Below are 12,750 nucleotides of genomic sequence, written 5' to 3'. Positions count from 1 at the left end.
CGGCATCTGGAAATGCGCACGAAGCTATCGTATAGGGGCATGTCCCTGCCGGAATCGATTGCATATCCGGCAAGGCACACCGTGCGGGTGTGGTGGAATTGGTAGACGCGCCGGACTCAAAATCCGGTTCCGAAAGGAGTGTCGGTTCGACCCCGACCACCCGCACCATTCATCTGAAGTCTCGCAGATCAGCCGGGCGGGCAGTATCTCCAGATTCTAGCTGCCAACGCGAGCGTCCCAGCCCAACATTGCGGTCTCGGCGATGCGTTCCAGTTCGGCGCGGGTTATTCCGTCGCGGGCAAGCACAGACATGCCGTTCTGAACGCTCTGGACGAAGCGGGCGAGCCCGTGGACGTCGACCGTGTCCGGAATCTCTCCATCCTCTACGCCGCGCCGCAGCCGCGCCTCCAACCGTTCGAGCGCGGTATTGCGGGCTGCCAGGACCAATGCGCCAAGCTCCGCATTTCCCTCGCAGCCAACCGACGACAGCGTCACCATGCAGCCGGCTACGGCCTGGCTGAGCCCGGCGGCAGAGTCCATCAGGAAAGCCTGGACGGCACCGCGTGCGGTGTCCGATGCAAGGAAGCCACCCCACACCGTCGCCTCGTTCTCTTGGCGATAATGGTCGAGTGTCTCGGCGTACAACTGCTCCTTCGAGCCGAACGCAGCATAGAGGCTGGGCGAGCCAATGCCCATTGCCGTGGTAAGATCGGCTATCGACGTGGCGGAATAGCCTTTCTTCCAGAACAGTCTTGTTGCGGCATCCAGCGCTGCCTTGCGGTCGAACGCGCGCGGGCGACCGCGCACACGGCTTGGGCAGCCAACATCTTTCGTCGCTGTCGGCTTTTTTTGCATCAATCGATATATAATCTATTGACAGGCATTAGCAACATCCCAATTATTTTTGTATCGATTGATACATAAAGGCTACGAAGATGACAGACTTGGCTGGCAAGCGTGCATTGGTGACAGGCGGATCACGCGGCATTGGCGCGGCGATCGCATTGGCGCTTGCGGAAAAAGGCGCGGCTGTCGCCATCACCTATGAGCACTCGGTAGAACGTGCGGCACAGGTGGTGGAGGCCGTTGCCCGCAAGGGTGGCAAGGCCGTTGCAATAAAGGCGGATAGCGGCGACCCTGCCGCGATCCAGCGCGCCGTGGACGAGGCGGCAGAAAAGCTGGGCGGGCTGGACATTCTGGTCAACAACGCCGCCATCGCGCGCTTCAGCCCGATCGCCGATTACCCGGTCGAGGATATCGACGCGCAATTGGCCGTCAACGTGCGTGGGCCGATCCTGGCATCGAAGGCCGCGATCCCGCATCTGCCCGCCGGCGGCAGGATCATCAATATCGGCTCGGCCGGGGCGGAGCGGATCGTCGGATCTCCTGGCACGGTCTACTACATGACAAAGTCGGCGATCCAGTCGCTCACGCGTGGGCTGGCACAGGAGCTGGGGCCACGCGACATCACCGTGAACACGGTGCAACCGGGCTCGACCAACACCGAGATGAACCCGGAGGACGGCGAATCCGCCGACTTCCAGCGCTCGCTGATGCCGCTCGGCCGTTTTGGCCAGCCCGAGGATGTGGGAGCGGCAGTTGCTTTCCTGGCCTCACCCGCCGCGCGGCAGATCACCGGCACGATTCTGACCGTTGATGGTGGTGCGCTGAGCTGAGGCATCTGCCGACGTCAAGTCCACTGATGGCGCCTCTGCGAGGCACAAGCGTCAGTCGGCTCGGCCGGCTGGGCGAAGCGACGAAGGTTGCTTCGCCTTCAGGACTAGATGCCTCGCACAAGCATCTCGCTGCCCCGCAGCAGAAAACAGACCAGGAATCCGCGTCGAAATGCCGTGGGGCTGATCCGCTTGCGCAATGCCTGTCCGAGCGCCATGCCGGCCAACGCAGGCAGCACCGCCGGCACCGACAGGCCGATGTTGCCGAACTCCAATCCGCCATGCATGCCGATCCCAAGCGCCCGAGCGACGGTCGCAACGGTAAATGACAGGCAAAGCGCCTGCACCAGATCGTCCCGCTCGAAGCCGAGCGCCTGCAGACGCGGAACCGCCGGAATGACGAAAACGCCGGTCGCGCCTGTCACCAGCCCCGCGATCAGGAAGGTGGCGGCAAGGACAAGGCCGATGGATGGATCGCTCATGCCCTGTCGATGCCCGCGAGGCCGCCGATCGACAAGCGGCAAGTGATATGGAGCGGCCGGCAGACCCGGCCGCTCCTTAAAAATCAGGCGATCCAGAAGATCAGCCCGGCGATGGCAAAGCCCATCAGGCCGACGATCGTCTGCATCACGGTCCAGGTCTTCAGCGTCGTCTTGACGTCCATTCCGAAGAATCGGCCCACCAGCCAGAAGCCGGAATCGTTGACATGGCTGAGCATGACCGACCCGGCCGCCAGGGACAGGACGAAGGCTGCCAGTTCGACATTGCCATAGCCTGCGGCGGCCACGGCAGGCTGGACAAGGCCCGCAGAGGTGATCAGCGCAACCGTTGCCGACCCCTGCGCGATCCGAAGCGCCGTCGAGATGATGAAGCCGGCCACGAACAACGGCATGCCGATGCCGTCCAGCGCCGAGGCAAGCGCGTCGCCGATGCCCGACGCGCGCAGCACGCCGCCGAACATGCCGCCCGCGCCGGTGATCAGGATGATCGAGCAGACCGGGCCCAGGGCCGAATCGAGGATACCCTCGATCTTCTTGCCGTCCTGCCCACGCCGGATGCCGATGACGTAGACGGCGACAAGAACGGAGATCAGCAGCGCGACGGGCGTCGCCCCGATGGTGCGCGCCAGCGCGAACCAGGCGGCCTCCCCGTCGACCCAACCTGCGGCACGCGCATAGTCGAGACCGGTATTCAGGAAGATCAGCAGCAGCGGCAACAGCAGAAGCAGGATTACGGTCGAGGGCTTCGGCGCCGGGTCGGCGCTGTCTTCGCGCGGGCCGCCGGACAGGATGTCCGGCACGGGCAGCACGATACGACGGCCGATCCATTGACCGAAGATCTGGCCCGCGACGATCCAGATCGGCACGGCAACCAGCAGTCCGACCACGATCAGCATGCCGACGTCCGCACCCAGCAGCTCGGATGCCGCGACGGGCCCGGGATGCGGCGGCACGAAGACGTGCATCACCGAGAAGGCCGCCGCCACCGGCATGCCGTAGAGCAGCAGGCCGCCGCCGAGACGGCGGGCAATCGTGAAGACGACGGGCAGCATGACGACAAGCCCGGCATCGAAGAAGATCGGAAAACCGAAGATCAGGGATGCGATGCCAAGCGCGAGCGGCGCGCGCTTCTCGCCGAACTTTGCCACCAGCGCGTTGGCCAGCGATTCCGCGCCGCCGGAAATTTCCAGGAGACGCCCAAGCATGGCGCCCAGTGCGACCAGCAGCGCCACCCCGCCAAGGGTCGACCCGAAGGCCGCAGTCAGCGTCTGGACGATGGCGGCGGTCGGAATGCCGGCAACCAGTGCCGTCAGCAGACTGACGAGGACCAGCGCGATGAAGGCGTGAATATTGAACCGTATGATCAGGACGAGCAGCAGCGCGATCGCCCCTGCCGCGATGGACAAGAGAGTGCCCGCCCCCAACGTTTGCTCGAATCCTTCCATTCCAACTCCTGTAAGCCAGTGGCCCGATCCACTGCGGGCACAACGTAAAGTGGATGCCCTATTTGAGTGCCGCCGAGGTGACAACCGCATTGGCGACATTTATCTACAAAGCATGACGACTCGTACCGGTGAAACCATAGCCGCACGCATCGAGCGGACGCTGGCCGAGCGCATCGTCGCCGGTGTGCTGAACGCCGGCGAAAAGCTGCGGCAGGAGCATGTGGCCGAAGAATTCTCGGCCAGCCATGTGCCGGTGCGGGAGGCGTTCCGGCGGCTGGAAGCGCGGGGCCTTGTGGCAAGCGTGCCGCGGCGCGGCGTGCGCGTCGCCGGCTTCACGCGGGCCGAGGTGCGCGAAGTGGCCGAAATGCGCGCTGCGCTGGAGGCGCTGGCCCTGCGGCACGCGATCCCCCATCTGACCCGAGCCATCCTGGATCGGGCCGAAGAGATAAACCAGGCAGCGGAGGCCGCGGGCGACGTCCATGTGTGGGAGGAGTGTAACCGCCGCTTCCACCGCACGCTGATAGAGCCGTGCGGCATGCCCCGCCTTCTACGCTCCATCGACGACCTGCAGGCCGCCAGCGCGCGGTTTCTGTTTTCCGGCTGGCGGGCAGAGTGGGAGGCCCCGACCGACCGGGACCATAAGGCGATCCTGAACGCACTGCGAACGGGCCGGTCCGAGCTGGCGACGACCCTTCTGGCAAAGCACGTCAACTGGACGGGTTGATGCGGCTTTCGCGGGCCGCGTCATGCGGCGCACACTTGTCCTCTATCATTATGCCCTAGGTGTCGTCTGGCCGGCCCCCATTTCGCCGCAATTGGCATTGGCCCGAATACAGGATTTCCGCATCGGCATGAGCGCCCAGACGACAACCATCAACAAACCCGTCTTCTTCATTTCAAGCGCGATTATCATCGTCATGGTGATGATCGGCATCGTCTTCCCGACAGACGCGGACAGGATCTTCAAGACAGCGCAAGCCTGGGTGCTGGACACGTTCGGCTGGTTCTACCTCCTGTCCGTCGGCATCTTCCTGTTCTTTGCGCTCTACCTTGCCATCAGCCGCTATGGCGACCTGAAGCTGGGCAGTGACGATGCCGACCCGGATTATCCCTATCTGACCTGGCTTGCGATGCTGTTTGCCGCCGGCATGGGCATAGGACTGATGTTCTATGCGGTGGCGGAGCCGATCCTGCACTATTCCGTGCCGCCGGAAGCCTCGCCCGGCACCTTCCAGGCAGCCCGTCAGGCGATGGCAATCACCTACTTTCACTGGGGCGTGCATGCCTGGTCCATCTACGCCGTCGTCGGTCTGTCGCTGGCCTACTTCTCGTTTCGCTACAACCTGCCGCTGACCATCCGCTCCGGTTTCTATCCGCTGCTGCAGGAGCGGATCAACGGACCGCTGGGCCATGCCGTCGATATCTTCGCAATCTGCGGCACCCTGTTCGGCATCGCCACCTCGCTGGGGCTTGGCGTGCTGCAGATCAATGCGGGCCTGAACTACCTTCTCGGTGTGCCGCAGACCGCGACGATCCAGGTTATCCTGATCGTCGTCGTCACCGCCATGGCGACGCTGTCCGTGGTCTCCGGCCTCGATGTCGGCATCCGCCGACTGTCGGAAGGCAATCTGATCCTTGCCATCATCCTGATGCTCTTCGTGCTGGTGATGGGCCCGACGGAATTCATCTTCCGCGCCTTCGTGCAGAATATCGGCACCTATCTCGATACGATCCTGGAGCGTACCTTCACGCTCTACGCCTACGAGCCGCGAGACTGGGTCAGCAACTGGACCCTGTTCTACTGGGCCTGGTGGATTTCCTGGTCGCCTTTCGTCGGCATGTTCATCGCCCGCATCTCACGCGGGCGGACAGTGCGCGAATTCGTCGTCGGCGTTCTTTTCGTCCCCTCGGCCTTCACCTTCTTCTGGATGGCCGTCTTCGGCAACACCGCGATAAGCCTCGACATGGGGGTGGCAAACGGCGCCATTTCAGCAGCGGTTGGCGCAGATATCTCGGTGGCGCTGTTCCAGTTCTTCGAGTACCTGCCCCTCACGGCCCTGACCTCGACGCTCGGTATCATCCTCGTCGCCGTCTTCTTCGTGACCTCGTCGGACTCCGGATCGATGGTGGTGGATACGATCGCGTCGGGCGGCACCGAAGAAACGCCGGTCTGGCAGCGCATCTACTGGTGCGGGCTGGAGGGGCTGGTCGCCGCCCTGCTGCTGCTGGCCGGCGGGCTGACGGCCCTGCAGACGATGACGCTCATCAGCGCGCTGCCCTTTGCCATCATCCTCCTGCTGCTCTCTTTCGGCCTGCTCAAGGGCATGAAGGCGGATGTCGCCCGCGCGACCATGCGCAAGCATGCGCGGCCGGCCATCCCGGCACGCAGCATGAACTGGCAGGAGCGCCTGCAGTGGATGCTGACAGACCCGACCCGGGACGACGTGTTGCGCTTCATCGACAAGACGGTCGAGCCGGCTCTTCAGGATGTCAAGAATGCGCTCAACGTGCGCGGGGTCGATGCCGATGTCATCCGCTCGCCCGACGATGGCGGCGTCATGCTGACGGTCACGTCCAGCGCGACGCGCAATTTCCAGTACGGCGTCCATCCGGAAACGCATCTGGCCGTCGCCTTCTCGGCTGCCGAGGTGACACGGCCGGAGCGGAAGCGCTCGCAGGTCTGGCTTGCCCGCACCTTCTTCTCCGATAACAGTCGTGGCTACGACGTCATGGGCTTCCGGCGGGAGGAGATACAGGCCGATGTGCTGGCCCAGTTCGAGGCGTACCAGCTTCTGACCAGCGCGCCGGCCACGGCGCTGTATGCCAGCGCGCCCGACCCCGAATAGGTCAGCGCAACGCCCGCTCCAGGCTGGCGAATATGCTGTCGTCGCCACATTGGGCGACGTTGAACCGCATGAACTGCGATGCTGCCCCGGTGAGGCTGAATGCGTTGCCGGGGGCCAGAACGACACCATCGCCCAGGCAGTGCGCGGCGATGTGCCCGGCATCTGCCCCATGCGGCAGCCGGCACCAGACGAACATCCCTGCTCTGGGGCGCAGCTCCAAGGTGAACCCCAGCCGCTCCAACCGCGCGATGGTCCGGTCCATGGCGCGGCCGAGCTTGCGGCGCACCTCTTCCATGTGGCGCCGGTAGGCGCCATCGGACAGGGTCTCGTAAAGCAATGCGGCGGCCATCCGTCCGCCGCCGAAGCTGGTGGCGATCTTCATGTCGATCAGGCCGTCCAGCCAGTCGGGCCGCGCCGCGACATAGCCGCAGCGGACCGAAGCCGACACGCTCTTGGAAAAACTGCCGATGCAGATGACGCGGTCCAGTCCGTCCAGCGCGGCAAGCCGCGTTGCCGGCTCCTGTTCGAAATCGCCGAAGATGTCGTCTTCCACGATCGTCATCCGGGCTTTGTCGGCAAGCGACAGAACCTTGTGCGCCGTGGCAGGGGAAAGGGTTGCGCCGGTCGGATTATGGATCGCCGAATTGGTGATGTAGAGGCGCGGCCGCTCCTGCGCGATAATCGTCTCCATCGCCGCGGTATCCGGCCCATCCGGGCCATATGGCACGCCGACGATGCGCGCGCGATGCGCCCGCAGCAGAGCGTGGAAATTGAAGTAGCAGGGATCGTCCACCAGAACTGCGTCGCCGGGTTCGATCAACAGGCGGCAGACGAGGTCGATCGCCTGCGTGCCGGACTCCGTCAGCATGATCCGGTCGGTCGCGGCCGGGATCGAAAGCGCAAGCAGACGCCGCGCCAGCAGCGCGCGCAACGGCTCGAGGCCAAGCGGCGAGCCATAATCGGCCAGCTCCACGGCATTACCGCGTGCGACCTTGCGCAAGGCACGGCGCAACCCGCCTTCGAACATCCAGTCCGCAGGCAACCATCCGCACCCCGGCATCGACGTTCCGGGTGCCGCCTCCAGCGACTGGCGCGATATCCAGAAGGGGTCGATCGCCCTGTCCCGGCGTGGCGCGACAGCCTTCAGCATCAGAGGCGCGGCAGATGCCGACACATAGAAGCCTGAACCCGGCCGGGACCGGATAAGCCCTTCCGCGACCAGCCTCTCATACGCCTCCACGACAGTCGAAACGGAGACGCCGGATGCCCTCGCCTCCGCCCGCACCGATGGCAGACGGGCGCCCGGTGCAAGGCTGCGTCCCTCGATGCGCGCGCGCACCGCATCCATCACCTTCGCCGTCTGCCCACGCACCATCTGTGTTGCCCTTGAAACCAATACAGTTCTGTCAAACCGTACCGTATTGTGTCTGTGCCGCCTGTGCCAGCCCCGCTATTGCGGGACGAACGGCAGGAAGGAGGTGCTCATGCACGGAGATCGGTTACAGGGCCTCGTCAACGGCTTCATCGGGGTTGCCATCTTTTCCGGCTCGCTGCCCGCTACGCGCATTGCGGTAACGGCCTTCGACCCTCTGTTTTTGACCACGGCGCGCGCGTCCATCGCCGGGCTTCTCGCCTGTGCCCTGCTGATACTGTCCCGGGCACGCGCACCGCAGAAGAGCGACATCGCCTCGCTCGTCATCGTGGCCTTGGGTGTCGTTGCCGGCTTTCCGCTTTTGACCGCACTGGCGCTCGGCACGGTGACGTCGGCCCATTCCATCGTCTTCATCGGGTTGCTGCCGCTCGCCACCTCGATCTTCGCGGTGTTCCGGGCGGGCGAGATGCCAAAGCCGGCCTATTGGCTCTTCGCATGCCTCGGCAGTGCTTTCGTTGCCGGGTTCGCCCTCATGCACGGCGCGGCAGAGCTGTCCCGTGCCGATGGCTACATGGTCGCGGCGGTCGTTCTGTGCGCGCTCGGCTATGCCGAAGGGGCCCGGTTGGCCCGCCGCATGGGCGGCTGGCAGGTCATCTCATGGGCGCTGGTTGTGGCGCTGCCGCCGATGCTGATGGCAACGGCGATGCGGTGGCCGGCCAGCCTTGCCGACATATCGCCAGCGGCCTGGACAAGCCTTGGCTATGTTTCGCTGTTCTCGATGCTGATCGGTTTCGTCTTCTGGTATCGCGGCCTTGCACAAGGCGGCGTCGCCGCTGTCGGGCAGTTGCAGCTTCTGCAGCCCTTCATGGGGTTGGCGCTGGCCGGCCTGCTGCTGGGTGAAGCCGTAAGCCCGGCCATGTGGCTGGCCACCATCGGCGTCGTGCTGTGCGTTGCGGGCGCGCGGCGTTTCGCAGCCTGAGGGTCAGGATTTGTCCATTTGTGCAACGACACCCGCAACGATGCGCGCGGTTTCGTCCCAGCCGGTCAGGGCCGCGCCGTGGCAATGCGCGGCACCGGCCATGTCTTGACGCAGCGGCCCGTTCTCGAGCAACAGGCGCAAGGCTGCAGCAAAGGCAGGTGGGTCGTCCGGCGGCACCAGAAGGCCGGCCCCCTTCGGCACGGTTTCGGGTACCGCGCCGACATGGCACGACACGATGGGCAGGCCGGAACGCATCGCCTCTCCGAAGACGATGCCGTAGCCCTCATAGCGCGTGGCCAGCGCAAAAATGGACGCCGCGCCGTACAGGCCGGCCAGTTCATCATCGGGAACCTCCCCGGCGATGCGCACCCGGCCCGCAAGTCCGAACGCGCTAAGCAGGGCCTGAAGCTCGGTCGCCGTTTCGGGATCGTGCGCACGTCCGGCAAGCACGGCCTGCCAGTCGAGGTCGGTCAGCGCGCCAAGCGCGGCCAGTAGAACGTCGTGCCCCTTGCGCCGGGCAAGAATGCCGACCGAGAGGATCAGCGGGGAATGCGCCGCACTTCGCCCGCCAGAAGCCGCGTTATCGAATCCGGGCCGCGCAATGGTTACCCTGTCTGCATGAACGTCGAACTGCCGACGCAGCATATCTGCCGTATGCGCGCTCGGCACGATGACATGCCGCGCGTGTTGCAGATTGGCGCGCTCCCGCGCAATCAGCATGCAGGCAAGGTCGGGCGGCAAACCCGCCTCCAGCCCGATGGGATGATGCACCATGGCAATCACAGGCCGGTTCAGCCGCGCCAACTCGGCCGTATTCAGAGACCCGAAGGCGAGGCCATCGACGATCAGCGCCTCATCGCCCGGCACGGCACTCAGCAGCGATATCGCCTCGCGCATCCGTGTTGCGGACGGATTGGGGAAGGCGCCCGGTAGTGCGATGGCCCGCGCATCCCAGCCCTGCCTCGACAGCGCCTCGACGACACGCAGGTCGTAGATCGTCCCGCCGGTGCGCTGTTCCAGCCCGCCCGGTATGGCGAAGGCAAGCTTGTGCGATGCCATCAGGATGCCCCTTTCTGCATACCGAAGGTCGCGACGAACCGATCGCGAAACGCCTCCATCGGCCACGCCGTTTGCGCTGCGTCGGGCCTCAGGCCCGGTGCCCAACGCCACTCGCTCATCCGCGCAAGCAGATGATCCGGGCCAAAGACGTGCATCGGCACGTCCATCGAGTCGATCTGCGAAATAAAGCCGGCAGGCGCATGGTCCCCCACCACGATCACCAGCCTGCCCTGCTGCGCCTGGCGCGTCGCGAACGCGAAAGCGACGGACAGGGAATAGCCGAGCGCGTCGCGGTACTGGTCGCGGACACGCTCCGGGTCCCGCCAGACGATATCGGGTGGATCGCCGGAATTGGCCCATCGATCGAATATGCGTCCATCGCCGATATCCTCGCGCGGCAGGATGGGGGCTATGGGGGTAAACGGCGCATGCGAAGAGATCAGCACGATCTGGCTGAAGCGCGGCTCCGGCAGCCCGCCTGAAATACGCTCGAACGCCTCCAGGGTGAACTGATCCGGCATGGTCACCCAGTTGAAGCTCTGCCCCTCGTAGCCGAGGTCGCTGCTTGCGAACAGGCGGTCGAAGCCGATGCGCCGGCTTTCGGGCCATGGCATGGTAATTGCCGGCATGTAGGCTGCCGTATGATACGCGGCCTGTGCGGCGATCTGGAGAAGAGATTGCCGGTCACCGGCAAGAAGCCGCTCGTAGCGCCATTGGTCGCCGATGCGCAGCCCGAATGCCAGTGTCGCATGGGCAAGCCAGCTTTGGCCGCCGGATATGGGCGCGGTCAGCCAACCGGACATCATCGCGATGTCGGCCGCCTCTCCCGCAGCCTGCGCGGCGGCGCGGATACCATCATGGGCACCGGCGTAGCGCGGGTTGTCGAAGCTGGCGCGCCCATAGCTTTCCACGAGCACCAGAATGACGTCGCGCCGCTCCAACCCGCTCAGCGCAGCCGTGTCGAACTGCCCTGTATCCCGCGAAGCAGCGTCGAAAGCTGCCATCTCGGCGCGGAAAGCCGATAGCTCGGCCAGCCTTGTTCCGATCGCAGCCGCGCCCCCGGGCATCAGGAACAGGGCAAGGGTGGCGGCAAGGGCCGCCAGCGCCGCCCATGCACGCACGCGGCGGGTGGGTGCCGCATAACGCGTCGCTGCCGACAGAACGGCCCACAGAAGCAGGAATACCGAGACGGGGGCAACGATGCCGGCCAGAATGACCACCAGAAGGAGCGGAAGCCCGAGCATTCCGGCAAGAAGGCGCGCACCGGCCTCTGCCAGATGCCCATCAACGAACGGGTTGAAGGCGCGCCCATAGGCCGCCCCTATCGCAAGGTCCGCAAGGTGGAAACCGAGCAGAACCAGAAGCACGAAGGCGATGGCGGGCGCAGCCGCGCGGCGCCCGGTGCGTGATGGCACGAGAACAAGGCAGAGCGCGAGAATGAACCAGACCGCGTAAAGAGCCATCAGGCGCGACGACGCCAAAGATGGACGATATCGACGGCGAACGACGCATAAAGGCATCCACCGGCCAGCAGCGCCAACCCGCCGGCGACGTCGCCTATGGGCAAGGGCACGATCAGGACGATCAGCACAGCGATCTGCAGGACGCAGCAGGCCTTGCGCCGAACGCTGTGGGGCAATGGGCCCCGCAGAAAGGGCAAAAGGGCCGCGGCCAGCATGAAGCCATAGCGTGGCAACCCCAGCAGCAGCACCTCCGCACCCCAGCCGGCAGAGCGCCAGGCCACCAGGGCAAGCATCAGGGCTAGAAAGCTGTCGACCTCCATGTCGTAGCGTGCGCCGAAGCTGGAAACCAGGCCGTCGCGGCGCGCCAGCCATCCGTCGACACCGTCCAGAAGCAGGCTGGCGGTCGCAATCGTCACGGCCATCCATGCTGCATGATCCGCAAACGGATGGACAAGGCCGGCAGAAAGCGAAACGGCCATCGCCGCCCGCAATTGCGTCACCAGATTGGCGCGGCCCAGCCGGTCGTGGGGATAGGCGGACCAGACGCCGTATCCTGCAATTGCCGTGGCGGCGCCGTGAAGCACGATGACGATCAGCGTTACCATGCCGGGTCGGCTCGGCGTCAGCAGGTCCGCCAGAAACAGCGCAAGGGCCAGCAGCGGAAGGCTGGCCTGCAGGAAGCGGACAAGCACGGCCCGCGCCCCCGCATGGCGGTATGCGATTTTCGTACCGCCGTTCTGCGTGGCATCGTCCATCGCATAAGGCTCATCGTGGAAGCCGTGCCTTGTCAAGCACTTGACGCCATCGGCGAATGCGCGGACCATCTGCCGCAGCCAGTGACGTCGATGGGACTTGCAGGGAGGCAAGGGCGATGGATGACGGCGGATCGTCCTATCGGGGCCCGGCGCGCCTGCTGCACTGGCTGGTGGCCCTGCTTGTCTTTGCCATGATCCCCGCAGGGCTTACCATGGCCGGCGACGACGTGTCGCGAAGCCTTCGCGACATGCTGTACCTCTTTCACAAGAATACCGGTGTGCTGATCCTGCTGCTGGTGGCAGCCCGGCTGGCCTATCGGGTTGCCCGCCCCGCGCCGCCACTGCCCGCCTCCATGCCGGCATGGCAGGTGGCCGCGGCCCGTGCCAGCCACGGCGCACTCTATACCCTGCTCGTCATCATGGGTCTCAGCGGCTACACTTACGTCAAGGCAGGCGGCTACCCAGTCGAGGTGCTGGACGCCTTGGGCATCCCTTCCCTCGTACCCCGCTCGGACGCCATTTCAGGCGTGGCGGAGTCCGTTCACGTCTCGGCCTGGATCGTGCTGGTGGCGTTCATCCTCGTCCATGTGGCCGCCGCGCTCTACCACGGTATCGTGCGGCGCGACGGCGTTTTATGGCGGATGCGCCCATGGTGATG

General features: G+C 65.1%; 12 protein-coding genes and 1 tRNA gene. 6 read left to right on the top strand and 7 right to left on the bottom strand.

Annotated elements, in window-relative coordinates; genetic code table 11:
- The first annotated feature begins 83 nt into the window (after positions 1–83).
- A tRNA-Leu gene (locus IGS74_RS11490) sits at positions 84–168 on the top strand.
- Between the two features lie 48 nt (positions 169–216).
- Here the strand turns inward: IGS74_RS11490 and IGS74_RS11485 are convergent.
- The gene (locus IGS74_RS11485) at positions 217–855 is read right to left on the bottom strand and encodes a TetR/AcrR family transcriptional regulator (protein WP_192386234.1); all 639 of its coding nucleotides are present in this window, start codon (positions 853–855) and stop codon (positions 217–219) included.
- Between the two features lie 80 nt (positions 856–935).
- Here IGS74_RS11485 and IGS74_RS11480 point away from each other — a divergent pair, with 80 nt between their 5' ends.
- Positions 936–1,676 (top strand): SDR family oxidoreductase, encoded by a 741-nt coding sequence (locus IGS74_RS11480; RefSeq protein ID WP_192386233.1) that lies wholly within the window; start codon positions 936–938, stop codon positions 1,674–1,676.
- A 104-nt stretch (positions 1,677–1,780) separates the two neighbouring features.
- Here IGS74_RS11480 and IGS74_RS11475 read toward each other — a convergent pair whose 3' ends face one another.
- Positions 1,781–2,155: a TSUP family transporter gene (locus tag IGS74_RS11475; RefSeq protein WP_192386232.1), complete on the bottom strand. Its 375-nt coding sequence runs from the start codon at positions 2,153–2,155 to the stop codon at positions 1,781–1,783.
- Between the two features lie 83 nt (positions 2,156–2,238).
- Positions 2,239–3,618, bottom strand: coding sequence for a gluconate:H+ symporter (locus IGS74_RS11470; RefSeq protein WP_192386231.1), 1,380 nt, complete (start codon positions 3,616–3,618; stop codon positions 2,239–2,241).
- 112 nt (positions 3,619–3,730) lie between these two features.
- Between IGS74_RS11470 and IGS74_RS11465 the strand changes: the two genes are divergently transcribed.
- Together IGS74_RS11465 and IGS74_RS11460 are read left to right on the top strand one after the other, a co-directional pair.
- Positions 3,731–4,342: a GntR family transcriptional regulator gene (locus IGS74_RS11465; RefSeq protein ID WP_192386230.1), complete on the top strand. Its 612-nt coding sequence runs from the start codon at positions 3,731–3,733 to the stop codon at positions 4,340–4,342.
- Positions 4,343–4,469: 127 nt separating this feature from the next.
- Positions 4,470–6,464: a BCCT family transporter gene (locus IGS74_RS11460; RefSeq protein ID WP_192391762.1), complete on the top strand. Its 1,995-nt coding sequence runs from the start codon at positions 4,470–4,472 to the stop codon at positions 6,462–6,464.
- A 1-nt stretch (position 6,465) separates the two neighbouring features.
- On the opposite strand, the gene IGS74_RS11455 is transcribed toward IGS74_RS11460, so the two are convergent.
- Entirely contained in the window at positions 6,466–7,839 is a 1,374-nt protein-coding gene (locus tag IGS74_RS11455; RefSeq protein WP_206688149.1) for a PLP-dependent aminotransferase family protein, read from the bottom strand.
- Positions 7,840–7,948: 109 nt separating this feature from the next.
- Between IGS74_RS11455 and IGS74_RS11450 the strand changes: the two genes are divergently transcribed.
- Entirely contained in the window at positions 7,949–8,815 is an 867-nt protein-coding gene (locus IGS74_RS11450) for a DMT family transporter (protein WP_192386229.1), read from the top strand.
- A gap of 3 nt (positions 8,816–8,818) precedes the next feature.
- Here the strand turns inward: IGS74_RS11450 and IGS74_RS11445 are convergent, their stop codons facing one another.
- The 3 genes from IGS74_RS11445 to IGS74_RS11435 are packed head-to-tail and all read right to left on the bottom strand — an operon-like array spanning position 8,819 to position 12,161.
- Positions 8,819–9,874: a glycosyltransferase family 4 protein gene (locus tag IGS74_RS11445; protein WP_192386228.1), complete on the bottom strand. Its 1,056-nt coding sequence runs from the start codon at positions 9,872–9,874 to the stop codon at positions 8,819–8,821.
- On the bottom strand, positions 9,874–11,337 hold the full coding sequence (locus tag IGS74_RS11440) for a sulfatase-like hydrolase/transferase (RefSeq protein ID WP_192386227.1): 1,464 nt from the start codon (positions 11,335–11,337) through the stop codon (positions 9,874–9,876). Before IGS74_RS11440 ends, IGS74_RS11445 begins: the two co-directional genes overlap by 1 nt.
- On the bottom strand, positions 11,337–12,161 hold the full coding sequence (locus tag IGS74_RS11435; protein ID WP_192386226.1) for a CDP-alcohol phosphatidyltransferase family protein: 825 nt from the start codon (positions 12,159–12,161) through the stop codon (positions 11,337–11,339). Before IGS74_RS11435 ends, IGS74_RS11440 begins: the two co-directional genes overlap by 1 nt.
- Before the next feature lie 47 nt (positions 12,162–12,208).
- Here IGS74_RS11435 and IGS74_RS11430 point away from each other — a divergent pair, with 47 nt between their 5' ends.
- On the top strand, positions 12,209–12,748 hold the full coding sequence (locus IGS74_RS11430; RefSeq protein ID WP_192386225.1) for a cytochrome b: 540 nt from the start codon (positions 12,209–12,211) through the stop codon (positions 12,746–12,748).
- Positions 12,749–12,750 lie beyond the last annotated feature (2 nt).

The organism is Aureimonas sp. OT7 (assembly GCF_014844055.1).
GTDB classification, from domain to species: Bacteria; Pseudomonadota; Alphaproteobacteria; order Rhizobiales; family Rhizobiaceae; genus Aureimonas; species Aureimonas altamirensis_A.
This window is presented reverse-complemented; position numbering and strand designations above follow the sequence as displayed.